21 protein-coding genes and 1 pseudogene are annotated in these 22,318 nt (G+C 69.0%); 10 read left to right on the top strand and 12 right to left on the bottom strand.

The annotated features are described in order from the left end of the window. Window positions 1–784 precede the first annotated feature (784 nt). The gene (locus K2224_RS17345) at window positions 785–2,887 is read left to right on the top strand and encodes a bifunctional polysaccharide deacetylase/glycosyltransferase family 2 protein (RefSeq protein WP_221907397.1); all 2,103 of its coding nucleotides are present in this window, start codon (window positions 785–787) and stop codon (window positions 2,885–2,887) included. 375 nt (window positions 2,888–3,262) lie between these two features. Further along, complete coding sequence (locus tag K2224_RS17340) at window positions 3,263–3,826, top strand: GNAT family N-acetyltransferase (protein ID WP_221907396.1); 564 nt, start codon at window positions 3,263–3,265, stop codon at window positions 3,824–3,826. A gap of 284 nt (window positions 3,827–4,110) precedes the next feature. Here K2224_RS17340 and K2224_RS40630 read toward each other — a convergent pair. Beyond that, window positions 4,111–4,359: pseudogene (locus K2224_RS40630) on the bottom strand (GNAT family N-acetyltransferase); the annotation flags it as partial. Window positions 4,360–4,514: 155 nt separating this feature from the next. Between K2224_RS40630 and K2224_RS17335 the strand changes: the two are divergent. Further along, window positions 4,515–4,931 (top strand): hypothetical protein, encoded by a 417-nt coding sequence (locus K2224_RS17335; protein ID WP_221907395.1) that lies wholly within the window; start codon window positions 4,515–4,517, stop codon window positions 4,929–4,931. A gap of 452 nt (window positions 4,932–5,383) precedes the next feature. Further along, on the top strand, window positions 5,384–5,857 hold the full coding sequence (locus K2224_RS17330) for an NUDIX hydrolase (protein ID WP_221907393.1): 474 nt from the start codon (window positions 5,384–5,386) through the stop codon (window positions 5,855–5,857). 185 nt (window positions 5,858–6,042) lie between these two features. Here K2224_RS17330 and K2224_RS17325 read toward each other — a convergent pair whose 3' ends face one another. Genes K2224_RS17325 through K2224_RS17275 form a run of 11 tightly spaced genes read right to left on the bottom strand, consistent with a single transcriptional unit; the run spans window position 6,043 to window position 16,771 of the window. After that, window positions 6,043–7,581: a class I adenylate-forming enzyme family protein gene (locus K2224_RS17325; protein ID WP_260692724.1), complete on the bottom strand. Its 1,539-nt coding sequence runs from the start codon at window positions 7,579–7,581 to the stop codon at window positions 6,043–6,045. Then, window positions 7,578–7,835, bottom strand: coding sequence for an acyl carrier protein (locus K2224_RS17320; protein WP_221907388.1), 258 nt, complete (start codon window positions 7,833–7,835; stop codon window positions 7,578–7,580). Before K2224_RS17320 ends, K2224_RS17325 begins: the two co-directional genes overlap by 4 nt. Beyond that, window positions 7,822–9,120 carry an alanine racemase gene (locus K2224_RS17315; protein WP_221907387.1) on the bottom strand — a complete coding sequence of 433 codons (1,299 nt, stop codon included), beginning with the start codon at window positions 9,118–9,120 and terminating at the stop codon, window positions 7,822–7,824. The genes K2224_RS17320 and K2224_RS17315 overlap by 14 nt, the downstream gene beginning before the upstream one ends. Beyond that, window positions 9,113–10,036, bottom strand: coding sequence for a hypothetical protein (locus tag K2224_RS17310; RefSeq protein ID WP_221907386.1), 924 nt, complete (start codon window positions 10,034–10,036; stop codon window positions 9,113–9,115). The genes K2224_RS17315 and K2224_RS17310 overlap by 8 nt, the downstream gene beginning before the upstream one ends. 19 nt (window positions 10,037–10,055) lie before the next feature. After that, window positions 10,056–11,102 (bottom strand): GNAT family N-acetyltransferase, encoded by a 1,047-nt coding sequence (locus K2224_RS17305; RefSeq protein WP_221907385.1) that lies wholly within the window; start codon window positions 11,100–11,102, stop codon window positions 10,056–10,058. Window positions 11,103–11,122: 20 nt separating this feature from the next. Beyond that, entirely contained in the window at window positions 11,123–11,644 is a 522-nt protein-coding gene (locus K2224_RS17300; protein WP_221907384.1) for an AAA family ATPase, read from the bottom strand. A 19-nt stretch (window positions 11,645–11,663) separates the two neighbouring features. Then, the gene (locus K2224_RS17295) at window positions 11,664–12,335 is read right to left on the bottom strand and encodes a histidine phosphatase family protein (RefSeq protein ID WP_221907383.1); all 672 of its coding nucleotides are present in this window, start codon (window positions 12,333–12,335) and stop codon (window positions 11,664–11,666) included. Beyond that, on the bottom strand, window positions 12,332–13,570 hold the full coding sequence (locus K2224_RS17290) for a hydroxymethylcytosylglucuronate/cytosylglucuronate synthase (protein WP_221907382.1): 1,239 nt from the start codon (window positions 13,568–13,570) through the stop codon (window positions 12,332–12,334). Before K2224_RS17290 ends, K2224_RS17295 begins: the two co-directional genes overlap by 4 nt. 2 nt (window positions 13,571–13,572) lie before the next feature. After that, a complete protein-coding gene (locus K2224_RS17285; protein WP_221907381.1) occupies window positions 13,573–14,607 on the bottom strand; it encodes a class I SAM-dependent methyltransferase in 1,035 nt (344 codons plus the stop codon). After that, window positions 14,604–15,836: a DegT/DnrJ/EryC1/StrS aminotransferase family protein gene (locus K2224_RS17280; protein WP_221907380.1), complete on the bottom strand. Its 1,233-nt coding sequence runs from the start codon at window positions 15,834–15,836 to the stop codon at window positions 14,604–14,606. Before K2224_RS17280 ends, K2224_RS17285 begins: the two co-directional genes overlap by 4 nt. Continuing rightward, a complete protein-coding gene (locus K2224_RS17275) occupies window positions 15,833–16,771 on the bottom strand; it encodes a radical SAM protein (protein ID WP_221907379.1) in 939 nt (312 codons plus the stop codon). The genes K2224_RS17280 and K2224_RS17275 overlap by 4 nt, the downstream gene beginning before the upstream one ends. Before the next feature lie 564 nt (window positions 16,772–17,335). Between K2224_RS17275 and K2224_RS17270 the strand changes: the two genes are divergently transcribed. Genes K2224_RS17270 through K2224_RS17245 form a run of 6 tightly spaced genes read left to right on the top strand, consistent with a single transcriptional unit; the run spans window position 17,336 to window position 22,262 of the window. Next, entirely contained in the window at window positions 17,336–17,893 is a 558-nt protein-coding gene (locus tag K2224_RS17270; RefSeq protein ID WP_221907378.1) for a nucleoside 2-deoxyribosyltransferase, read from the top strand. A 54-nt stretch (window positions 17,894–17,947) separates the two neighbouring features. Then, the gene (locus K2224_RS17265) at window positions 17,948–18,649 is read left to right on the top strand and encodes an aspartyl/asparaginyl beta-hydroxylase domain-containing protein (RefSeq protein WP_221907377.1); all 702 of its coding nucleotides are present in this window, start codon (window positions 17,948–17,950) and stop codon (window positions 18,647–18,649) included. Between the two features lie 32 nt (window positions 18,650–18,681). Next, window positions 18,682–19,254, top strand: coding sequence for a GNAT family N-acetyltransferase (locus tag K2224_RS17260; RefSeq protein ID WP_221907376.1), 573 nt, complete (start codon window positions 18,682–18,684; stop codon window positions 19,252–19,254). Window positions 19,255–19,262: 8 nt separating this feature from the next. After that, complete coding sequence (locus tag K2224_RS17255; protein WP_221907375.1) at window positions 19,263–20,510, top strand: MFS transporter; 1,248 nt, start codon at window positions 19,263–19,265, stop codon at window positions 20,508–20,510. Between the two features lie 9 nt (window positions 20,511–20,519). Next, window positions 20,520–21,515, top strand: coding sequence for a thymidylate synthase (locus tag K2224_RS17250; protein WP_221907374.1), 996 nt, complete (start codon window positions 20,520–20,522; stop codon window positions 21,513–21,515). 27 nt (window positions 21,516–21,542) lie between these two features. Then, a complete protein-coding gene (locus K2224_RS17245) occupies window positions 21,543–22,262 on the top strand; it encodes a hypothetical protein (RefSeq protein ID WP_221907373.1) in 720 nt (239 codons plus the stop codon). Window positions 22,263–22,318: the final 56 nt, after the last annotated feature.

Genomic DNA, 22,318 nt, shown 5'->3' with positions numbered 1-22,318 from the left:
CTCTCCCGCTATTCCCTCTCAGAGGTCTACCGAGGCTGTTCCTCCAGCCGAACCCACCAGTGACACGCTGCGTCTGAGCGGCGGGCCGATACGGCGCCCCACTCCCAAACCCATCTTCGTCGACGCGTCGGGCGGCCGCCGCAGACGGCTGCGCCTCCTGGTGGCCGCGTTGGTGACTCCGGCAGTGGCCTACGTCGCCCTGCTCATCAGCACCCTCCTGGGCGGCCCGACCCTGCCGGCGCTGCTGCCGCATCCCATGCGGCCGAAGCACGGCGCGGGCGCCGCAGCCGCGCACCAGAAGCCCCGGCCCCGGGCATCCCGGACTGCCGCAGCCACCGCCCAACGGCATCGGGGCCCAGACCGGGAGACGACGGTGTCGAAGAACGCCGCCCGTGTCTCTGCCAAGGCGAAGTCGCCTTCGAAGGCCAAACCGTCCCCGACCGCGAAACCCTCTCCGAGCCCGAAGCGGTCCGAAAGCCCCAAGCCGTCCACGAGCCCCAAGCCGTCCCCGCACCCGAAGCAGACTCCGACCGCGAGGCCCTCCGCACCGCCCACCCACGGCGTGCTCTGACCCGCCTGACGATCCGCCCGGGAACCGCCGGGCCCCTGAGTTGTGCCCGCGCAGTGCCCCACCGCCTCCCCGCAGTGCCGCGCAGCCCGTCCTCGGCACTTCCCAGGCAAGCCGATCAGTTCCAGAACTCATCCCTCATCCCTCACCCCTCATTCAGAAATCACCAATGTGAGTAAATTTCCACAGCGTGGCCGTACCGCCCGCGAAACGCCGGTGCGTACCCACTGGGTGCTGCTGGTGACCATGGTGCTGACCCTCACCCTCGCGCTGCTCATCGAGGGCTACACACAGCACATGTTCGGCTTCCAGGACGACGGCGGAAACCCTCCACAGGGACCCGTCGACCAGGTGCCGCTCTCGGTCCAGAACGGCGGCCCGGTGATCTCGACAAGCGGATCCAAACCGGTCTCGCTCACCCCACCTGCGCACACCGTGGTGCTCACCTTCGACGACGGCCCGGACCCGACCTGGACTCCCAAGGTCCTGGCCATGCTGGAACGGCACCACGTGCCCGCGACCTTCTTCCTCGTGGGCACCGGCGTGGCCACAAACCCCGATCTGGTCGCGCGGATGGCGAAGGATCACGACGAACTCGGCCTGCACAGCTTCACCCACCCCTATCTGCCCAGTCTGCCCGGCTGGCAGCGCATGATGGAGATGCGTGAGGACCAGCTCGCGGTGGCCGGCGCCGCGGGTGTCACCAGCAACCTCTTCCGCCCGCCGTACTCGTCCGGCGCCAATGCGGTGGGCAACGCCGACTGGGCCACGATGCAACAGCTCGGCAGGCAGGGATACCTGACCGTGCTCGTCACCCAGGACAGCGAGGACTGGCAGAAGCCGGGCGTGCGGAGGATCGTCCGCAACGCCACCCCTCCCAGGTCCACCGGCCAGGTGGTCCTCTTCCACGACGCCGGCGGTGACCGCGCACAGACAGTGGCCGCCCTCGACACCCTGATCCCGCGCCTCCAGGCGCGCGGCTACCGCTTCCAGACGGTCAGCCAGGCATTCCACCTCGCCGACGCCAACCGCCCGGCCTCCACCGGCCAACACCTGCTCGGCATCGGGCTGTTGTGGCTGCTCAAGGGGGCGCTCTGGGGCCTCAACGGACTCGACATACTGCTGCTCATCGCCGGACTGCTGGGCATCCTGCGCGCGGTGATCTCCATGATCGCCGCAGCCAGGCACCGGCGGGACGCCAGGAAGGAGTGGGGAGCCCCGGTCACCGGACCGGTGTCGGTGATCGTGCCGGCCTACAACGAGTCGGCCGGAATCGAGGCGACCGTCCGGTCCCTGGTCGCATCCGACCACCCGGTCGAGATCATCGTCGTGGACGACGGCTCCAGCGACGGCACCGCCGACATCGTCGAGGCACTCGGACTGCCCGGTGTGCGGGTGATCCGCCAGCCGAACGCGGGCAAGCCCGCCGCGCTCAACACGGGGATCGCCGCCGCCTCGCACGACATCGTGGTGATGATGGACGGCGACACGGTCTTCGAGCCGGACGCCATACGCCACCTGGTGCAGCCGTTCTCCGACCCAGGCATCGGAGCGGTCTCCGGCAACGCCAAGGTCGTCAACCGGGGCGGCCTGCTGGGCCGTTGGCAGCACATCGAGTACGTCGTCGGCTTCAACCTGGACCGGCGGCTCTTCGACCTGGCCCGGTGCATGCCCACGGTGCCGGGCGCGATCGGTGCCTGGCGGCGGTCCGCGCTAATGAGCGTCGGCGGTGTCTCCGAGGCGACACTCGCCGAGGACACCGACCTCACCATGGCGATCTGGCGCGACGGCTGGCGGGTGGTCTACGAGGAGAAGGCCATCGCCTGGACCGAGGCTCCCGCTTCCCTCGGCGCCCTGTGGCGGCAGCGTTACCGCTGGTGCTACGGGACCCTGCAAGCGATGTGGAAGCACCGCGGCGCCGTCCGCCAGAGCGGCGCGGCTGGCACGTTCGGCCGTCGTGGGCTGCTCTTCCTGCTGCTTTTCCAGGTGCTGCTGCCCTTGTTCGCCCCCTTGGTCGACGTGTTGAGCGTGTACGGGCTCATCTTCCTCGACCCCGTCCACGTACTGCTGCTGTGGTGCTCGTTCCTGCTCATCCAGGTCGTCACCGGGGCCTATGCGTTCCGTCTCGACGGCGAACGGCTCGGACCGCTGTGGAGTCTGCCGTTCCAGCAGCTGGTCTACCGCCAGTTGATGTACCTCGTGGTGGTCCAGTCGGTGGCCACGGCCCTGTCCGGCAGCCGCCTGCGTTGGCAGCGCATGGAGCGCTACGGCTCCCACCAGGAACCACCGCTGTCACCGGCGACGGAGCCGCGCGGCTGACGGGGTGATGACGACGCACCGCACGGTTCCGGGGCGGAGCCGTGCGGTACACCTCCGCAGCAGACAGCGGTACTTGTCGTGGCCGAGGTCGTGGCCGCGGTCGGCTACGCCGGTGCTCCGGGTTGTACGAGCGGGACGGCGTCGGGGCGGACACCAGCTTGTACTGCGCGCACAGGCTGATCCTCAGGCGCTGGGCTCGGAAGGTGGTCGACACCTCCAGTGCGTGTTCGTCGGGGCAGGGAAATCACCTGACGCTGACCATGCAGATCGTGGGGAATCGCTTGACCGCCGATATCCCGCGGCGTCATGGCAACGCCCCTGAGTTGCCGGGGAAAATCGTTGGGCTGGCCGACTTGCCTCAGGCACGATCGACTCGTGGACACCTATCTGGAGACCGAGCGCCTGGCCTTGCGCCGCTTCACTGCCGATGACGCGGACCTGTTGATCGAGCTGGACAGCGACCCGGCGGTGATGCGATATCTGACCGGCGGCAATCCGACCGCACCGGAGCTCGTCCGCGAGCGCCACCTGCCGAACATCCTCGCCGGCTACGAGAAGTGGGGCGGCAACCTCGGGCTGTTCGCCGCGCACGAGAAGGACGGCGGCGCGTTCATCGGCTGGTTCATCCTGCGTCCCGAGCCGGAGGGCCCGCTGGACGAGGTCGAACTCGGCTACCGGCTGCGGCAGGCGGCTTGGGGCAAGGGATACGCCACCGAGGGCTCGCGGGCCTTGCTGGGAAAGGCGTTCACGGAGCTCGGCGTGCGTATGGTCTGGGCCGAGACGATGTCCGTGAACCACGGCTCGCGCCACATCATGGAGAAGCTCGACATGACGCTCGCGGGCACCCTTCCTACTCCCTCCGGCATGGAGATGGCCGAGGGCTCCGAGCACGGAGGCGTTCGGTATGAGATCACCAAGCAGCAGTGGGAGCAGCGGTAGCGACAGCGCAGACGGCCGTTCTGGAACCACACCCACCGGAACCAACCGGTGGGTGGACGGCAGGAGTCGTACCAGGTTGAACCCGTCCCCGGCCGCGAGGGTGGCATCGGAACTCGAAGTGGTCGCAGAGGCGGTGCATGGATTCACCTCCTTCCCGCTCACCGTTGCCGAGCGCGAAATCACCCGACAGGCCGGATTCGTTACCGCAGCGGTCGCCGACGCCGGATGAACGGGACCCCATTGGATTTCGCTGCGTGATGTCGCCCGTTGGCAATCCCTGGAGCCTATGTGATGGCGTGATCGAATCGGCAGCTCGGCTGCTCGGCTGCTCGCAAGAGTTCTTCGAGTCGGATCATCGAGGCACGACTTCGGACGCGAGCGTGCAGATGCATGTCGTGCCGGCCGTCTGCGTGCAGTAGTGCGTTGCGGCGGATGCCTTCCTGCGCGAATCCCGCCTTGACCGCCACGCGGCACGATGCCTGGTTGTCCGTCGAATGCCCGAGCTCAAGGCGGTGGAGCCCGGCCTCGCCCAGATCATCTCAAGCCGGAGCACAACAGGGGCGAGTGCGGCTGCTCGACCGCCTGCACCTGCGTCAGGGCACGTCACCTGCGGAGTCGTTGCGTGGCGAGGCCGGTGCGAGCAGCTGGGCTATGCCGCGTCCGGCCTGACGGAACGGCTCTTGTCGCCGTGCTCCTGACCATCGGCACCTCCTACCTCAACCGACTCTGGAAGGCCCGGGGGATGCGCTGGCTGATGCTCGTCGGATCGAGCATCGCCACGGTCGGCACCGTGCTCTGCCTGGCGGCCGGTGACGAGAAGACATGGCCCGTCCTGGCGATCGGCTTCGGTGTCACCGGCCTGGGCGGCGGAATCCTGGCACCGAGCATCAACGGCGCCGCCCTCGCAGAAGCAGACAGTCAGTACGCCGGCATCGCCTCCGGCGTTCTCAACACCTTCCGCCAGATGGGACTCGCCGTCGGCGTCGCCGTCCTCGGAGCGATCCTGGCCGGCGGCGACCACGTCACGGACCTCCGCATCGACCTGGCCATCGGCGCACTGTGCTTCCTCACCGTTGCCCTCCTGAGCCGACGCCACATCGAATGAGGCGGGGATGTCGTCGCGTGCCCACGGGTTGTGGTGGGGGTTCCGGGCCGGTGCGGCGCGGCTGAACGAGGTGTTCGCGGAGCGGTGGCAGGGGTCCGGCGCCTGGGAGCCGCTGTCGCTCAGGGTGGAGCGGTGGCGGCGGCTGGTTGTCGGTGTCGAAGGTCCAGGCGCCGGTGACCTTCCTGCCGGCGGCGGCGAAGTCGACCCAGCCGTGGTTCTTGGCGGGGACGGTGACGACGCGACCACGAGCAGGTGGAGGTCTTCTCGGAGCACAGGTCCGCGTAGTGGTCGACGGCGAGGCTCTTGGCTTTGGCTGCCTTGGACGCGGGGATCGTCCCTCGCCGTCCTTGCCACAGGACTGCGCAGAAGAAGTTGATCTGGTTCAGCGCTGCGCCGATGGTGCTGCGTGGATCTCGGACGTCGGGATACCGCCCGGTGGGAGGCGCAAGGGAATGAGTTTCCGGCTGGCGGCGTACGCCGTGTGCATCGAGGGAGGGCGGGTGCTGCTCGCCCGTTACGTGTCGCCGAAGGGGGAGAGCAACTGGACCCTTCCGGGCGGCAGGGTCGAGCACGCGGAGGATCCGTTTGACGCGGTCATCCGGGAGGTAGCCGAGGAGACCGGCTGCGACGCGGTGGTCGAACGCCTGTTGGGCGTGGACTCCAGGGTGATTCCCGCGGCCGAACGTGCCGTCCCCGGCGGACCAGAGCATCAGAACGTCGGCGTCTACTACCAGGTTCGTATCACCGGCGGTCAACTGCGGCCGGAACCGAACGGCGAGATCGCTGCGGCGGTCTGGACTCCGATTCCCGATGTCGGTTGCCTGCGCCGGTCGTCGCTGGTCGACATCGGCCTGGCCCTGGCTCAGACGCTTCCGGCAACTGGCCATGTCGCTGCCGTCCCGGTCGGCGGCCTGATCCAGCACTGAGGTGCCGGCCACGTCCGGACCGGCCGTCTCGCATGCGGTGTCGTTCGCCAGTGGACGGGTGTCGCTCACCGAACGCACCGTGCAGCAGACGAAGAACGTGTTGGCCGTCTCCGTCGCCAAGAAGCGACCCATGCGGGCGGCAGTTCCGAGAGCTCCCCAGCGCCCCCGCCCGGCTTGGCAAACGCTCAGGTTTGAGGAGCCGCACGTCCGTCGACGGTGCCTGGCGCGCGGGCCTCGGCGGCTCTCTGCCGGGACAGCCGTGCGCGGTCGGTCTTTCCGTTGGAGCTGAGCGGAAACCGGTCGAAGACCCGGCACTGATCGGGCACGCGCGCCGGGTCCAGCAGCGTGCCGAGGTGGCGCAGCACCTCGGCCGGCGTCAGCGTCGTGACCACACAGAGCACCATGTCCCGGCGGCCGGTGGGTGGGAGCAGCACGGCATGCTCCACCCCTGGTATGTCCCGGGCGGCGGACTCGATCTCGGCGGCGCTGGTGCGCACGCCGTGGCGCTTGAACATGTCGTCGCCACGACCGTGGAAGTAGAGGTAGCCGTCGTCGTCGAGGTGCCCGAAGTCCCCGGTGTGCAGCCGCACCTCGCCGGTGTGCGGATCGGTCCTGAAGCGCGCGGCGGTAAGTTCGGGCGCCCGCCAGTACCCGGCCATCACGTGCGGTCCGCTGACCACGATCTCGCCCGCCTCGCCGGGTGCGGCGGTGGCGCCGTCCGCGGTCAGGATGTGGATGCGCGTGCCGTCGAGCGCGCGGCCTACGGAGTCGGGCCTGCGCAGGTCGCCGTCGACCTCCAGTACGGAGATCCGCTTGCACTCGGTGGTTCCGTACATCAGCTGGATGCCCGCGCGGGGGAAGTGCTCGCGCAGTTGGGCGCGCACCGACTGGGGAAGCTCTTCGCCGGTGTTGGTGAACAGGCGGATCCGGCTCGGTCCGGGATCGCGCCGGGCGCTGTGCAGGAGCATGGTCGCGAGCGAGGGCACCAGCGGCACCACGGTGGCGCCGTACTCCCGCGCGACGGCGGCCAGCCGCAGATCCGCCGCCTGGGTGAGCAGCACCAGACGGGCCCCGGCCAGGGCGCACAGGAAGACCTGGTAGAGGCCGTAGTCGAAGGCGAGGGGCAATCGACACAGGACGATGTCGTCCCTCTGGTAGCGCAGCCGCGCCGCGACAGCCCGGGTCGCCCACAGCACCCTCTCGTGTGGAGAGACGACTGCCTTGGGCGCGGCGGTGCTGCCGGAGGTGTAGATCAGCAACGCGGTGTCCGCCGGGGCGACTTCGGCGCGGGGGAGCGGCGTCGGGCCGCCCGGTCGCCGGACCTCCGCCCAGACCTCTTGCAGGCTGCGCGCCGTGGCCGCCGTCTCGTCGATCCGGTCGGTGATGACCATGCGGGGTCGGGCATCCGCGATGACCTGGCCCAGTTGGTACGCCGTTGTCGCGGGGCCGAGCGGTACGAAGACCGCCCCCGCCCGCAGACAGCCGTAGAGCATGGCGACGAACTCGCGGCTCGCGGTGGCGTGCACCACCACACGGTCCCCGGCGGACACGCCTCGATGGTGCAGCCACTGTGCGAACTTTCGGCTGTGGTCGGCGAGTTGCACGTAGTTCCAGTCGCCGTGGTCGTCGGTGACGGCGAGCTCGCCGCCGTGGGCGGCCGCCGCGTGGTCCAGCACGTCGACGACATGGCGCAGGGCTGGCCCCTGCCATGCCTTGGCGGTCACAGTGTCGGCTCCTGGGAGAGCTGTCGGCTCAGGACCGACCACAGGTTGCCGGCGGTGCGGAAGGTCTCGCGGTGGAGGCTGTCGTCCGGGAACCGCACCTCATATGCCTGTTCCACATGACTCAGCAGCTCGACCGCGGCCATGGAGTCGATACCGAGGTCGACGAGCTCGGCATCGGGCGACAGCGGCTCGTCCGGGGAGAGATAGGGCAGCGCGGCGCGCAGCAGTGCCTCGAATCGGTCATCCCACGGCATCGTCTTCCCACTCCCTGTCGACAGGCACACGTATCAGCTCCAGGCGGGACGCGGAGACGACGCTCCTGCCGCGTACCACCAGCTCGGTCGGGGCGGGCCTGCTGAGGAAGCCGAGCAGGCCGGTGGTCAGGCCGTAGGCGCCGACGTTCGGGATCGCGATCCGGTCGCCGGGCCGCAGCCGCGGTACCGGCACCTCCCGGCCGAGCAGGTCGGCCGGGGTGCACAACGGCCCGACGATGCGGGCCGACGTCACGGCCGGGCCGCAGACCTGGGCTCCGTCGGATGCGTCGGCCGCCCGCGGGACACCGACGGGCTCCACGGACAGCGGAAGCAGCCTCCCCGTACCCGAGAGTCCTCCGAGTGCGTTGATCCCCGCGTCGAGCACCACGAACTGCTTTCCCTTGCTGTTCTTGACCTCGGTGACGGTGCAGATCAGCGTGCCGCAGTCGGCAACGAGATGTCTGCCGGACTCGAAGGCGATCACGGGGGCTCCCGTGCGCCAGGCCGGGAACCGCAGATCGAGTTCCTGCCGGAGTGCCTGTGCCAGGCCGGGATAGCCGGGCCGCCGGCCGACTTGTGTGTAGGGAGCGGCGAAGCCGCCGCCGAGATCCAGCATCCGCGGTGCCAACCCGTACTGGTCACACACCGCGGCGGCAGTGGCGATGCTGCGACGGAGTTCTCGGATCAGGCTCGGTTCGTCGACGGCGTTGGTCATCGAGAACAGGTGGAGGCCGGTGAGATCGATCCGGGGACACCGCGCGGCCGCTGCGAGCACGGGGCCGAGGAGTTCCAGGTCGATCCCGAACTGCGAGGGTGAACCGGTCATATGCATGCCGCCGGCCGGGGCCGCGCGCTCTCCGTTCACACGCAGCAGCACATCGACCCGGTGGCCCTGGAGGGCCGCGATGTGGTCGATCCGCCGCAGTTCGTGCGCCGATTCCACGGAAAAGTCGAGGACCCCGTGCCGCAGGGCGTGCGCGATCTCGCCATCCGTCTTTCCGGGCCCCGTGTACAGGCATTCGGCGCCGCGGAACCCGGCACCGAGCGCGCAGGCCAGCTCTCCCGCCGAGCTGATCTCCGCGCGGCAGCCGGCGATCCGCAGTGCCCGTACGACGTCCTGGTGCGGGTTGGCCTTGAGGGAGTAGTAGACGAGGCTCGGTGCCGGAAGCGCCGCGCGCAGGTCTTCCAGGGCGGCGGTCACCCGGTCCAGGTCGTACACGTACACAGGGCCGGGGTAGCACTGGGCCAGCCGCTCTTCCCATGCCGCAGCGTCGAGGTCAGTCATGCGCATCGAAGCGGTCGCGCAGGGCCGACAGGAACGCCCAGTAGGGCGCGCCGCCGGGCGGCTGCCCGTCAAGGACGTCCGCGAGCATGATGCGGTGCCGGGGCTCGGCCCGGCTCACCCGGACGCTGTTGGTGACGTCCGGTACCGGGCAGGTCACCAGATGACTGGTGCGGATGCCGTCGGCGTCGTTGAGGGCCCTGGCCTGGGCAACGCACTTGATCTGCTGCACATTCTCGACCACCAGCACATGTGCGGTGTCGACGCCCGCCAACGCCCTGATGACGGGCCGACGGTAGTGCGAGATGTTGGACCGGTAGTAGTCGTAGAGGTAGGTGAAACGGGTCCCCCGCGGATAGGGGATGTCGTCGGCGAGGCGGTGCAGGCCGTCGAGGTCGTCCTGGGCGACGCGGTCGTGGTCCGCCGCGGTCTGTGCCCTGATGGTGGCCCATGCGACCGGCTCACCGGTGCGTACGAAGGTCGCGTCGACCCGGCCCCGTGCCCAACGGGTCCCCAGGTCGGCCACGTGCTCGGCGACCCGCTGCCAGTCCGCGCTCCGCTCCTCGCCGCTGGGCACCAGGTGCGTTTCCTCCCCGCTCCCGAGGAAACTGACCATCGGCACGCCGAGCGCCTCCGCTACCCGGAGCCCGATCAGGAGGTCGCCCGCGACGGACGCGGTGAGCCCGGATATCCGCCCTGACGCGTGGTCGATGCACGGCGAGGCCAGCACACAGGTCGCGGCGCGCCAGTCGGCGGCTCCCAGGAGACCGACCACGGGCACCTGTGTGCTGATCTCGTCGTCCGCCGGCCGCAGCCCGAGCCGCCTCAGGTGGCGCTCGCGGTCCGGGTACATGCCGTGCATCGCGTCGGCGACCCAGGCCAGTGGACTGTAGGAACCCTGCACAGGGGGGTGGTTCATCCGGAAAGACCTCCGCCTCTCAGCTGTCGTAGGTCGCGGCGACATGGCGCGCCCCCCGTCCGCGCTCAGACGCCGCTGTCCTGTGGCGGTCGAACCCGACTCGCTCCCGGAGCAGGTCCCGGGTCGCCGCACAGACCGGCCAGGCCACGTCGACACGCGGGATCGCGCGCGAGGCCAGGGCGTCCTTGAGCGGCCCGCTGCCGCCGAGCAGGTCGTAGGTTGCGATACCGCTGCCGTGCCACCGGCGGTGAAGTCCGATGGTGGTCAGGAACGCGCCGGGAGACAGCCTGGCGAAGGTCTCGGCGTAGGAACTCTGCATGCCGTAGACCACGTCGCCGACGCGCATTTCCAAGAAGTACGCGGCCGGTTCACCCCCGGCCGTCGCGAGGGTGAGCAGGCACTCGTCCCGCATCAGCAGCGCGCGGTAGAACGCCAGCTCCCCTTCGTCGAGATGGGTGCCCCACCGAGCTTTCCAGGATCGTCTCTCGATGTTCTCCACCACGTCGATCGCGGCAGCGTCACGAACCGTGGTCACCTCGAACTCACGGTCCCAGCGCCGGACCCGGCGCCAGAACGTCCGGCCGAAATGCCGTTGCGCTCCGATCAGCATGTGCTCGCCGTTGTCGTGCCAGTCGATGACCGGATTCGGCAGGCGTAGCACCACTGCGGTGTCCGGCTGATCGGCCAGGCACTCGACGACCGGGGCGTTCCGTTCCGTCTCGTGCAGGTGAACGGCCCTGGCGCCGATTCTCTCCACGGCACGAAGCAGCTGCGCGCGCAGCGAATCCGCGTCACGGAAAGGCTGGTTGGACAGAAAGGGCTCGCGGGGGATGAGCGTGCTGATGACGCCGTTTCGCCGATGTCGAAGAACGCCTACGGCCATACCGCCGTCCCCTTCGATGACCAACAGCGCCACCTCATGCCGCCCGACGGCTTCGATGCGCGCGGCGAGGGCAGCCGGCTGCCAGTACGGCAGGTGCGCGCCGCCCGACCACAGGTCGTTCACCACGGACGAGCTCAGCAGCCCGAGGATCTCCTCCCCGGTCACGAGCAGGCTCACTTTCATCGCATGCTCCCGCGGTTGCGTCAGGACAGCCAGCCACTCAGGCTGATGATTTCCTGAGCGATCTCGTCGAGTTCGCGGTCCGCATCGATCAGATGGTCTCCGATCCCGTTGCGGGCCATGATGTCGGTGAGTTCTTTCGCCCTGGCGAGATTGCGGGCGAGACCCCGGCCGCGCTCCCTTTGGCGCATGCGGCCTTCCAGCGTTGCCTCGTCCACGTGCAACCGGTAGACCGTGATGTCGGCGCCCGGCACCGCCTGTTCGATGAGCCGGGTGTCCTCGTGGGTTTCCACGATTCCGCTCAGGACGAGCCGGTCGGCGCCGGCATCGCGGAAGTTGGCCCACACCGCTGCGAGGTTCTTGGCGCCGAGTGTCCGGTTGAAGCGGTCGCGGGAGTCGGGAACGTAGCACCAGCGGATGTTGTCCATGTCGATCAGGGCGTGGGCGACCTTGCGTTCCCTCAGGATTTCGCGGATCTCCCAGCAGGTCACGGTCTTGCCCGTGCCGGAAGGCCCCGTAACCACGATGACGGGCACATGTGCCATAGCGCTGCAATTCCAATCGTCAATGCCATGAGAAGGGTGCCGTGAACTGGCCCGGCGGCTCGGGAGCACCTCTCGGTTCCGGCAGCTGCGCGGTGTTCAGGGCGATTGCCATCGCCAGTGTCAGGTTTTCGTCCACTTCCAGCAGGTGGAAGCGCCCTTGGTCGTGCCGGAAGACCCGGTTCCGCTCCAAGGGCACGCCGAGCAGATGGCACAGCAACCAGCTCGACGGACCGCCGTGCGAGACGACGAGCACCCGCTCGGCGCCGAGCGCCGCCGCCTCCCGTACCACCGACCCCATCGCCGCGACGAAGCGCCGACTCGCCGCGCGTACCGACTCCTCCCCGGGAGGATCGACCAGGTCGGTCGAGACGCCTGCCAGCGCCGTCTGCGCCGGCCCGATCCGCGCCGCGATCTGCGGCAGCGTGAGGCCCTCCAGGGAGGGGAACGAGCGCTCCCCCAGGTCTTTGTGCAGACGGGCGTCGAGGCCGAGTCCGGTGCCCGCGAGGGTCCAGGTCTCCACCGCGCGGCGCAGCGGGGAACACCAGACGGCGTCCGGTGCGAAACGGCTCAGGGCGGGACGCAGGGCGGTGGCGTGCGTCCGACCGCACTCGGTCAGAACCCGGCGGTCGTCGGGCAGGTAGACCTCCGAGGAGCTGATCGCCGCGGTGTGCCGGAGGAGGGCCAGGATCATCCGGCCTCCTGGCTCAGCGGCGCGGAGTGCTCCGCGAGCACTTCTGTGAGGTGCTGCACCACCTGGTGTGCTCCGCGGCCGCCCGTCCGGCCGAGCAGGCCGCGCCAGTCCCGTACCTCGCGGGAATGCTCGATGGCGGTGGTGATATCCCGCCGCAGTCGGTGCCGCACCCAGGGGCGTGCCTGGCGTGCAGCGCGCTCGATCGCTCCGTAGACGACTGACAGGGCCGCGTGTTCACCCCGTGCGCGTACGGCGTCGACCTGCCGCGGGTCGAGGACTTCCGACGGCCACGGCACCCGGCAGGCCGCCTCGACCGCCGCGGCGAAGCGGTCCCCGTTGAGGATCTGGCTGACGTTCTGCGGTGGGAGGCAGATGGTGGGCAGGCGCCGCTGGCCGGCCTCCAGCAGCGTGGTCAGGCCCGGCGAGGTCACCAGCAGCTGCGCCTGGTCGAGGAGGTCCAGGAACTCCTCGTGGGAGCGCGGGCCGGCGTTCACGGCGACACCGGTGGGGACGTCCTGCTCCGGAAGCACGGTGGTGTCGATGTTTCCGCAGATTTCCAAGGTGTGGAACCCGGCGTCGGACAGTGCCCGGACGGCCGGTTCCGCCACCAGCCGGGGGTAGGCGTGGGCGCTGCCTTCGCTGGAGGGCGAATGCAGTCCGCCGAAGTTGAGCACGGCCAAACCGGGCGTGCCCGCCCGGCGGATGGGCACCGGGGCGCTGAGGATTGCCTCGGTCCACGTCAGCCGCTCTATTCTGCGCAGCGGCTCCCAACAGGTCCGAGGAAGGGACTCGCACAGCTGGGCGCAGTACCGGGTCGCATCGTGGGGGATGGTGTCGTTGCCGGTCCACAGGTAGGGCAGGCTGTCCACGAAGACGGTGGGGCAGCCCGCTGCGAGCAGGGCCGCGGCGAACTCCGAGTCCAGTACGACCAGCGCGGCGGTCACCTCGTGCCGTCGTAGCAGGTTCCGGAGTTCGTCGGTGCTGCTCGGCCACTGGTCGTACCACGTGTCCACGGGCAGCTTCGCGAGCAGGGCCCGGCCGAGCACCGTGCCGACCCCGATGAGCCGCGGCGGGTGTGCGGTGCGGGCCGTGAGTTCGGTCAGGACGGCGTGCAGCTTTGCGGCGCTGCCCCAGCCGAAGTCGTGCCCGCAGAAGACGACCGTGGACCGGGCGGCGCCGGCCGGTGCCGGGGCGTCACGCCCCGGCGCAGGGACGTGCCTGTCTTCACCGGCCATGGTCAGGACCCTTCCGTGCCGGGTGGGGACGGCATCGGTGTACGTCCGACGCACAGCGTCATGTCCCCCAGATCCAGCAGACGGGCAGGTGTTCGCAGATGGCGCAGGAGCGGATAGGTGGCCCTGGCCCAGCCGGGCGCGTCCGGGCACTCCGCGAGCGTCTCGGACAGTTCACGGGCCCGGTAGGCGGCGTCGCGTTCCTGGTGACTGAAGGTGACCGTGGCGAACCCGGCGCGTCGGAGCATGGCGCGCAGTGAGTCTCGGCCGAAGTAGGTGAGGTGGCTGGGGGGCGCGAGGAACTCCCAGGCGTGCAGAACGGGGGCGAATATTCTCCGGCTCACGGCGTGGACGAGGCCGTCGGCCCTCGGCGTCGAGATGAGCAGCGCACCGCCGGGGCGCAGGACCCGTGCTGCCGCCTGGACGACTTGGAAGGGGTTCACCATGTGTTCGAGGGAGCTGAGGATGGTCACCGCGTCGAATCGTCGGTCGAAGTCGATGTCGGGCAGGTCTCCTTGATAGACCGTCAGCCCGTAGTGCTCGGCGGCGTAGGTGAGGGCGAGCCCGTCGATGTCCGCCCCCGACGCGTCGTATCCGCGGTCGCGCAGGAGCGCCGCGAAGTGCCCGTGGTCGCATCCGACGTCGAGGACGGACTGTCCGGGCGGGACGTTGGCCAGTACCGCTGCCACCGACGGTGCGTACTTGCTCCGGATCACCTCGGGCGGGTAGGGCTTCCACGCGCGTTTGTTGTAGTAGGCCCACATGTCCTGTGCGGTCGGCATGGGATCGACCCAGAGGAAACCGCAGGCCAGGCACTCGGCGATGCGGAAGCCGCGCCGCCAGGTGGCCGGTCGGGTGCGTGGGGACCCGCAGGCCTCACATGCGCGCACGTCCGAGTGCGCGGGAAGGGAGGCGCGGACGAGCGCAGACGCCTGCTCACGGGTCAGGGGGGCCTCTCCGTCCCGCAGGCCGAGGTGCAGGGCGCCCGCGGAGGTCTCATCGTCACCAGGGGCGCCGGCCGTGGGGTCGTCGACGGTCATGTGGCCTCCTGGTCGAAGACGGTGACCACTTTCCGGATGGCCTTGATCGTGTAGTCGATGTCCTCATCGTCCAGCCCCGGCCCCATCTCGATGCAGATCTGCCGGGACAGCACGTCGCGGGCGAGGGGCGCGGTATTTCTGCCGTAGTCGGGACGGTGCTCCGCCGGCAGCGCCCGGTAGAGGGAGGGGCGCTGCTCACGGATCCAGTCGATGTCGAGCAGGTGCGGGTGGGAGGGGTCGCAGCCCACGTTCTCGGCGCGGATGGCGTCCACGACGGCGTTCCGGTGCGCAGCGAGCCGGGCCGGCAGCAGGGCGTTCTGCTTGAAGTACGCATGGGTGCTGCCGGAAGCCACCTCGGGGAACCGCAGTCCGAGGTCGGCGAGGCCCGCGCGCAGCCGCTCGGCGAGTGCGGTCCTGGTCCGCAGCTCGGTGTCCAGCCTGGACAGCTGCCAGCGGCCGAGCACCGCCTGGATCTCCGTCATGTTGTAGCTGAAACCCATCTCCCGGTAGTCGAACCAACCGGTGCCCTTGCCCTTGTGCGCCAGTGCCCGCGCGGTGTCGGCGAACTGCTCGTCGTCGGTGACCACGATGCCGCCCTCGCCGACGGCGATGTGCTTGCGGCAGCAGAGACTGAAGGCCGCGGCGATACCGAATGTGCCGGTTTTCGTGCCGTCCCAGAGGGCGCCGTGCGCTTGGCCGCAGTCCTCGATGAGGGTGAGCCCGTGCTGCCTTGCCAGAGTGGCCAGTTCGGTCATCGGGCAGGGCTGTCCGTACATGTGCACCGGCACGATCGCGCTCGTGCGGTCGCTGATCTTACGGGCGCAGTCGACCGGATCCATCGCCCAGCGGGCCGTGTCGATGTCGACGATCACGGGGACCAGGCCGGCCTGGATCAGCGCGGACAGCGCCGATACGTAGGCGTTGGCGGGGACCAGCACTTCGCTGTGCTCGGGCAGCCGGGCGGCAAGGTAGGCGACGTGCAGGCCGGCGGTCCCCGAACTGACCGCGACGGCATAGCGCCTGCCGAACCACTCGGCGTAGGCCGCCTCGAACTCGGCGACTTTCGTGCCGCCGTAGAATCTGGCGAGCTGACCGCTGTCCAGGACGCGGAGGGCCTCTTCCTTGGCGGCCTCCACGACGACCGGATCCGCCGCCTTCTTCGCCGCGCGGACCGGGGGGCCACCGTTGATGGCGAGCATGCCGGAGTCCGGCCTGGTGTTCGTGGTCACAGTGATTCCTCGGGTGCAACAGAAGCGGCCAATTCCCTCAGGACGTGGTTCATCGCTTTGGAACTCGGGTCGCACCGGGAGCACGACCTGTTCGTGCCGGTGGCGCAGCGGTCCCGCAGACTGTGGGCGTCCAGGCTGTTCCAGGCGTCCTGCGCACGCCACAGCAGGACGTTTCCGACCGGCGGATCGGCGTAGACCAGCATGTTGCACCCGAAGATGTCGCCGGTGTCACCGCGCACGTACGAGGTGAAGGCGGGCACCGTACAGGGCCCGGGGCCGGCGTCGAGAAAGGGGTCATCGGCCGCGACCATCCGGGTCCCGGCCGAAGACATCCGTTCCCTCAGCCTCGGGATGAGTTCCCGCATGCGCGCCCGCTGAACGGCGCTGGGCTGGAGCGCGTCGTCGCCCCGGACAGGGATGAGGTGCCACCACGACGGAGGGTTGGGCTGCGCCCGGAGCGTTTCGCCCAGCGAGGCGAGGTCGTCCGCCCCCAGCGCCTGTAGCACCGTATTGACGCCGTAGTCCATCTTCGCTTCACGGAGGTGCCCGATGGCCTCCATGCAGCGGTCGAAGAGTCCCGGGGTGCCTCGTATCCGGTCGTGCTTCTCTCTCAGCGCGTCGACGCTCAGCACCATCTCCTGGCATCCGCGATCGATCAGGGCGCGGATCTTGCCGGGGCCGAGAATGCGCCCGTTGGAGATGACGGAGACGCGAACGCCGTCCGCAGCGGCCTGACTTACGAGTTCCGGCAGCTCGGCGAAGAGCAGTGGTTCACCGCCGGTGAAGCGCACAGCCCGTGGCCGCAGGGACAGCACCGCCGCTAGCACATCCCGGTAGTGGGCGAGTGGAAGATTGGTCCTCGGGGCGAGCCAGCACTCACACATATTGCAGCGGGCATTGCAGTTGTCGAACAGCCCGAAGTAGACCAGTTCCATGGAGGACGGTGTGGCTAACGGAATTGGTGCATCCATGTCTCGGCCCCCTGGCGCGAAGATCCTCTCAGCAGCAGGGAGAATTCGTTGCCGAAGTCGTCGATCGCTGCTGCTGACCAGACACCGGGCCGACGGTAACATCGATTCCCAATCGCCCACAACCGCCCCTACTGGCCAGGCTCGTCCGGGGTATGACCTTGACACGAACTTCGGATCATTCGAAGCTGGCAGTCGACCCGCCATCTTCTGCAGTGACGAGTAAAGCTCGGGGGATGCACATGCGGAATCCGTCATTCACTTTTCCTCGCCAGGTGGAACACCGGGTATCCCGAGGCGGGACGTCGCCCCGGAAGGGGTCATGGCGCTGGCCACTCGCACGTTGTGCCGTTTCGGCAAATGAGGGTGCAAAATTTCAGTCATAGGAACGAAAAGTTCCTGTCGCGGGTGTCGGAATCGCCGACGAGCTGACGTCATGTGTGCCGCGCGGAGTCGTCAACGTGCCCACGGCAACGGAGAATCGGCACCCACCACACAACAGAAAGCTTCCACAACGGAGGGAACCTCCCGGTGAGCCACCCCGAATCGCTGCCCTTGTCCGCCGACGGGTCATTGCACCCCGGTGGGAGCAAGCCTCTGGTCTTCGTCGGTGGCCCCTTCAAGGGGCTGCTCGATCCGGCAACGGGACTTCTTCCGGAACGTCACCGCAGCAACTACCGCGCTCTCATCGACCACTTCACGGGGCTGGGGTTCGAGGTGGACAACGCCCATCGCCGGGAAGCCTGGGGGGCCGAGGTCATGACCCCGGACGTATGCACCCGGCTGGACTATCTCGCACTGCGCAAGGCCGTACTCTTCGTGGCGTATCCCGGTGATCCGCCCTCCCCGGGCACGATGGTGGAGATCGGCTGGATGTCAGCCATGGCCAAGCCCATGATTCTCCTCATCGAACGAGGCCAGGAAGTGCCGCCGCTCGTCGCGGGCGTGCACACCGTTGCTCCGGTCAGATACGTCGAGGTCGAGGCCGGCGGCTTCGACCCGGACGAACTCAACCGGTGCACCACCGAGTTGCTCGGCCCGGTCATCCCCGCCGGCGGCCGGGCCGAGCTCGCGATGCCACGCACCTGAGACCGGAAGCGAACTGACGGACCCAGGGGTGTGGTTGTGCCGAAAGTTCTTCCCATGTTGGTGAAGTGGATCGAAAAGCAGATGGTCCACCACTCCCACTTCGACGACAGCCCGTTCATCTCGGAAACGGCATTCCCGTGGAGCCGCGGACTCGAAGGCAACTGGCGTGACATCAGAGCCGAACTCGACGCCCTGCTGGAGCACCGCGAAGCGCTGCCAAATTTCCAGGACATCTCGACCGACCAACGCCGCCTCACCAACGACGACAAATGGAAGACATATTTCTTCTACGGCTACGGGTTCCGATTCGACGCCAACTGCGAGCGGTGCCCACGGACAGCTGAACTGCTGGCCCGGATCCCCGGTCTGAAGACAGCCTTCTTCTCGATCCTCGGACCTCACAAGCACGTGCCACCGCACAGCGGCCCCTACAAGGGTGTGGTGCGCTATCACCTCGCGCTGAAGATCCCGTCCCCCGAGAACGCCTGCGGTATTCGCGTCGGCGGACAAGAGGCGCATTGGAGTGAGGGGACCGGGATGTTCTTTGACGACACCTACGTACATGAAGCCTGGAACGGGACCGACGAGGACCGTGCCGTGCTGTTCATGGATGTCGTACGGCCGATGGCCTTTCCGTACTCCCTGGTCAACAACTTGGTGATCCAGGGGATCGCTCGGAGCCGGTTCGTCCAGGAGGCCAAGGGAAATCAGGACGCCTGGGAGCGACGCTTCGCTCAGTTGCTCGAACGAAAGTAGCGGCCCTGCCCGGCTCAAGGAGAGGACAGTTCGTGGTGGCACCAGGAAAGCGGGTTGCCTTGCGCGCCCTGGAACCCGAGGACGCCGACGTGCTCTACACATGGTTCCAGGAGGAGTACTTCCGCGACATGTTCGGCTACCGCTACCCGGTGGGCCGCGGCGGCTGGCGGGACTGGATCGACAGACACGGCAAGCCCTCGTACCACGACGCGACCTTCATGCTGTGCTCGACCGAGGACGGCGCCGCCCTCGGGGTCGGTGCGCTGCGCGATCCCGGCTCCGAGGACAGGTCGGCCGAGGTCTCGCTCGCACTCGGCGACGTCAGCAACCGGGGACTCGGACTCGGCCGCGAAGCCGCCCTGCTGATGGCCGAATTCGGCTTCCACGTCATGGGACTGCGCCGCATCTACGCCTGGGTCCTCGCACAGAACGTGCCTGCGGCCGCCGCGTGCCAGGCGGCCGGCGCCGTCCAGGAAGGGGTAGCGCGCAAGGCCCGGCTGGTCAATGGCACCCCGGTCGACGCAGTGCTCTACGGGGTCCTTGCCGAGGAGTTCGCGGAACGGATGCGGGTGCTCGACCAGCAGTCGGACACCTCCCAGGGCTGACCGCCGCGATGAGTGAGAACCCGGCCCCGGCGTCCGGCCCGGCTCGGGCCGACGCCCGCCCGGGTCGGCCCCGCTTCGGCCGTGACTTCTGGCTGCTGTGGTTCGGGCAGGGCGTCTCCAGCCTGGGCTCGGCGGCCAGCGATCTGGCTTATCCCCTGCTCGTGCTACAGCTCGGCGGGACCCCGTTCAAGGCCGGCCTCGTCGGGCTGGTGAGCACGGGGTCGCGACTGCTGCTGCGCCTGGTGGCGGGACTGGTGGTCGATGTCTGCTCCAGGAAGCGCGTACTGATCTGGTGCGACGTCGGCCGGGCCGTCACGGCCGGTGGCCTTGCCGCGGCGATCCTGACCGGAACGGCCGGCTACCCCCTCATCCTGGGGGCGGCCTTCCTGGAAGGTGCGTTCTCGGTGTTCTTCTTCTCGGCGGAACGCGCGGTGCTCCCGTACCTCGTCCCCCGCGCACGACTGAGCGAGGCGATCGCGCACAACCAGATCTACCTCCAGGCCGCGACGATCGCCGGAACGCCCGTCGGCGGGTTTCTGTTCTCGCTGGGAGCGCCGGTGCCGTTCCTCGTCGACACCGGGTCCTACCTCGTGTCGCTCGCCGCCGTGCTGGGCATCACCACCCGCCTCTCCGGCGCGGAGCACAAGGTGCAGCTGGTCACGTCGGAACTGTTCCAGGGCATGCGCTGGGTCTGGCACGACCGGCCGGGCCGGGCGAGCCTGGCCTATCTCTGCGGCATCAACGCGATCGTCGCGGCGATGCCGGTGGGGGTCATCGTCGGTCTGCGTACGGTCGGTGTCGCACCGGCGGTCATCGGGATACTGCTGGCCTGCGGCGGTATCGGCGGGGTCGCCGGGGCACTGGCCGTGCCGCAGCTGCGCGCGAAGTACCGTGACGGCGCCCTGCTGGTCGCCCTGGGGTGGCTGTGGCCCCCGATGCTCGCGGTCCTCGCCGTCAGCTCGGCACCCTGGGCCGTGGCGATCGTGATCTTCGTGCTGGCCACGACGATCGCGCCGACACAGAGCATCATCTTCGGCTATCAGACGGCGCACGCACCGGACGAGTTGCAGGGCCGCGTGCACTCGGCGGTGAACCTGCTCAGCAACGCCGTCACGCCGCTGGCGCCGGCGGCCGTGGGAGCGCTCGTGACCTGGGGCGGCTACCCCGCGACCGGTGCGGCACTGGCCGTGGGCGCGCTCGCGATGACGGCGTGCGCCACCACATCCCGTTCCATCCGACAGTTCTCGAACCGCTGAGGAGCTTCAGTGTCCCCCTACGACACGTTCGCACAGGCCTATGCCGGAGGGCTGGAGAGCATCCTGTCCCAGGGTGCCAAGGTCCCGTCCGTGCGGGATCCGCTGTCCAAGGCTTCCGGCTTCGGTGGTCAGGACAGGCCCTACCGTGAGCTGCTCGCACACACCTTACGCATCGGCTCACCACGCTCCTGCCTGGCCTGGACGCCCCTGCTGCCGGTCCATCTTCCCTACTGCTTCGGCCTGGCCGCATGGTCGCTGGACGGCAGGGACGATGTCGGCACACCCGCCTACTACCGCCGCGGCGCCTACGAATACTCCGACGACCAGCACACGCTGAGCGGGGCGTTCGGGCGACGGCTGCTCGCCGCGGCAGAGGGGAACCAACTGGAAGCGATCATTGAGCGGATCCGGCGGGACCCGGCGCATCGCAGGACGTTCGCGGTCATCCTCAATCCCGCGGACAACTTCACACAGTCCCGCGAGCACCCCTGCGCCGCCGGCGTCCAGCTCTTCCTGCGTGACGGCGCGCTCACCTGGATCACCGTGATGCGGGCGCAGCAGGCCCTGACCGTGCTGCCCTACGACGCCTTCCTGTTCATGGTGATGCACCAGGTCGCCGCCGCCCTGCTGGATGCCGCCTGCGGTCCCTACATCCACCAGTCCGGCACTTTCCATGTGTACGAGAACGAGATCGAGTTGGCCGGCAAGGTGATCTCACAACAGGTGGCACCGGTGGAGCTGCCCGCCCTGCCCGGTGACCCGGACGACGTGCGCGCCGCCGTACGGGAACTTGTGGACCTCGAACGCGGACTGCGTACGGCGGTCGACGCGGGCGACGGCGCGGCCGTGGACCGCTTCGCCGCGACGAAAGCGTCCTTCGGCTTCACCGAGGTCGCCAGGGCCTGCCTCACCACCTTCGCCTACCGCAAGCTCGGCGATGCCGGGACCGTCGTCGACAGCCCCGCAGTCACCCCTGCGGTCGCCGATCTCATCGCAGCGATCTGACCCGCGGCAGGCACCGGAGGAGAGCGAGTGGCCAGTCACCAGGGTCTCCCACCGCACGGTTTCGTCACCGGCTCCGGCCGCTGCGGTACGACATCCCTCGCCGCGGCGCTCGACCGCACGGCCGTCTCCCGCTCGGGCACCCGCGTCCGGGCCCGGCACGAGTCACACGCCAGAGAGCTGGTCCGTCGTCTGCTCGTCGGCGACCAGGACGGCGCCGTCGCCCTGCTGCGCAGCATCGGACCCGTAATAGAGGTCTCGCCGTACCTGGTGTTCCTCCAAGACAGGCCGCTGCCCGGAGTGCCGCTCGTCGGCCTGTGCCGGGACGGTCGCAGAACCGTGGCATCCGGGATGAACGACGGGTGGTACTACTGGACCGTGCGGCCGCGCGAGGCGCACTGGTCACGACTGCAACCCGACTTCCCCGGCGGCCGTTTCGAGAAGTGCTGCCGCTTCTGGTCGTGGACCTATCTCCGGCTGTTGGACTGGGATGCGCCGATCGTCCGTATGGAGGACATCCTCGACCCCGGTCCGGAGCGGAACCGGCTGTGCGCAGCGCTCGGGCTGTCGCCGCTGTCGGAGTCGCTGCCACGCAAGAACCACGACCGTGTCGGCAAGGCCAAGTTCGCCGTGCTCACCATGCGGCGGGCGACCGGCGCACAGGACTGGACGCCGGCCATGCGTGCGACGTTCGAGACGCACTGTGGGGAGGTGATGGACCTGCTCTACCCGGGCTGGCGCCACACATGACGGGGCGGTGGTGTGTGAGGCACGCAACCGGAAGCCGGTTCCCGCGGGGTAGGCTC

Source organism: Streptomyces sp. BHT-5-2 (assembly GCF_019774615.1).
Classification (GTDB): Bacteria; Actinomycetota; Actinomycetes; order Streptomycetales; family Streptomycetaceae; genus Streptomyces.
This window is presented reverse-complemented; position numbering and strand designations above follow the sequence as displayed.

Coding starts and splice junctions, on each gene's coding strand:
- K2224_RS17290 (WP_221907382.1), bottom strand. CDS start 13,570: ATGGCCGGTGAAGACAGGCACGTCCCTGCGCCGGGGCGTGACGCCCCG.
- K2224_RS17320 (WP_221907388.1), bottom strand. CDS start 7,835: ATGCCGTGGGATGACCGATTCGAGGCACTGCTGCGCGCCGCGCTGCCC.
- K2224_RS17255 (WP_221907375.1), top strand. CDS start 19,263: ATGAGTGAGAACCCGGCCCCGGCGTCCGGCCCGGCTCGGGCCGACGCC.
- K2224_RS17310 (WP_221907386.1), bottom strand. CDS start 10,036: ATGAACCACCCCCCTGTGCAGGGTTCCTACAGTCCACTGGCCTGGGTC.
- K2224_RS17295 (WP_221907383.1), bottom strand. CDS start 12,335: ATGATCCTGGCCCTCCTCCGGCACACCGCGGCGATCAGCTCCTCGGAG.
- K2224_RS17300 (WP_221907384.1), bottom strand. CDS start 11,644: ATGGCACATGTGCCCGTCATCGTGGTTACGGGGCCTTCCGGCACGGGC.
- K2224_RS17305 (WP_221907385.1), bottom strand. CDS start 11,102: ATGAAAGTGAGCCTGCTCGTGACCGGGGAGGAGATCCTCGGGCTGCTG.
- K2224_RS17330 (WP_221907393.1), top strand. CDS start 5,384: ATGAGTTTCCGGCTGGCGGCGTACGCCGTGTGCATCGAGGGAGGGCGG.
- K2224_RS17285 (WP_221907381.1), bottom strand. CDS start 14,607: ATGACCGTCGACGACCCCACGGCCGGCGCCCCTGGTGACGATGAGACC.
- K2224_RS17275 (WP_221907379.1), bottom strand. CDS start 16,771: ATGGAACTGGTCTACTTCGGGCTGTTCGACAACTGCAATGCCCGCTGC.
- K2224_RS17315 (WP_221907387.1), bottom strand. CDS start 9,120: ATGACTGACCTCGACGCTGCGGCATGGGAAGAGCGGCTGGCCCAGTGC.
- K2224_RS17265 (WP_221907377.1), top strand. CDS start 17,948: ATGTTGGTGAAGTGGATCGAAAAGCAGATGGTCCACCACTCCCACTTC.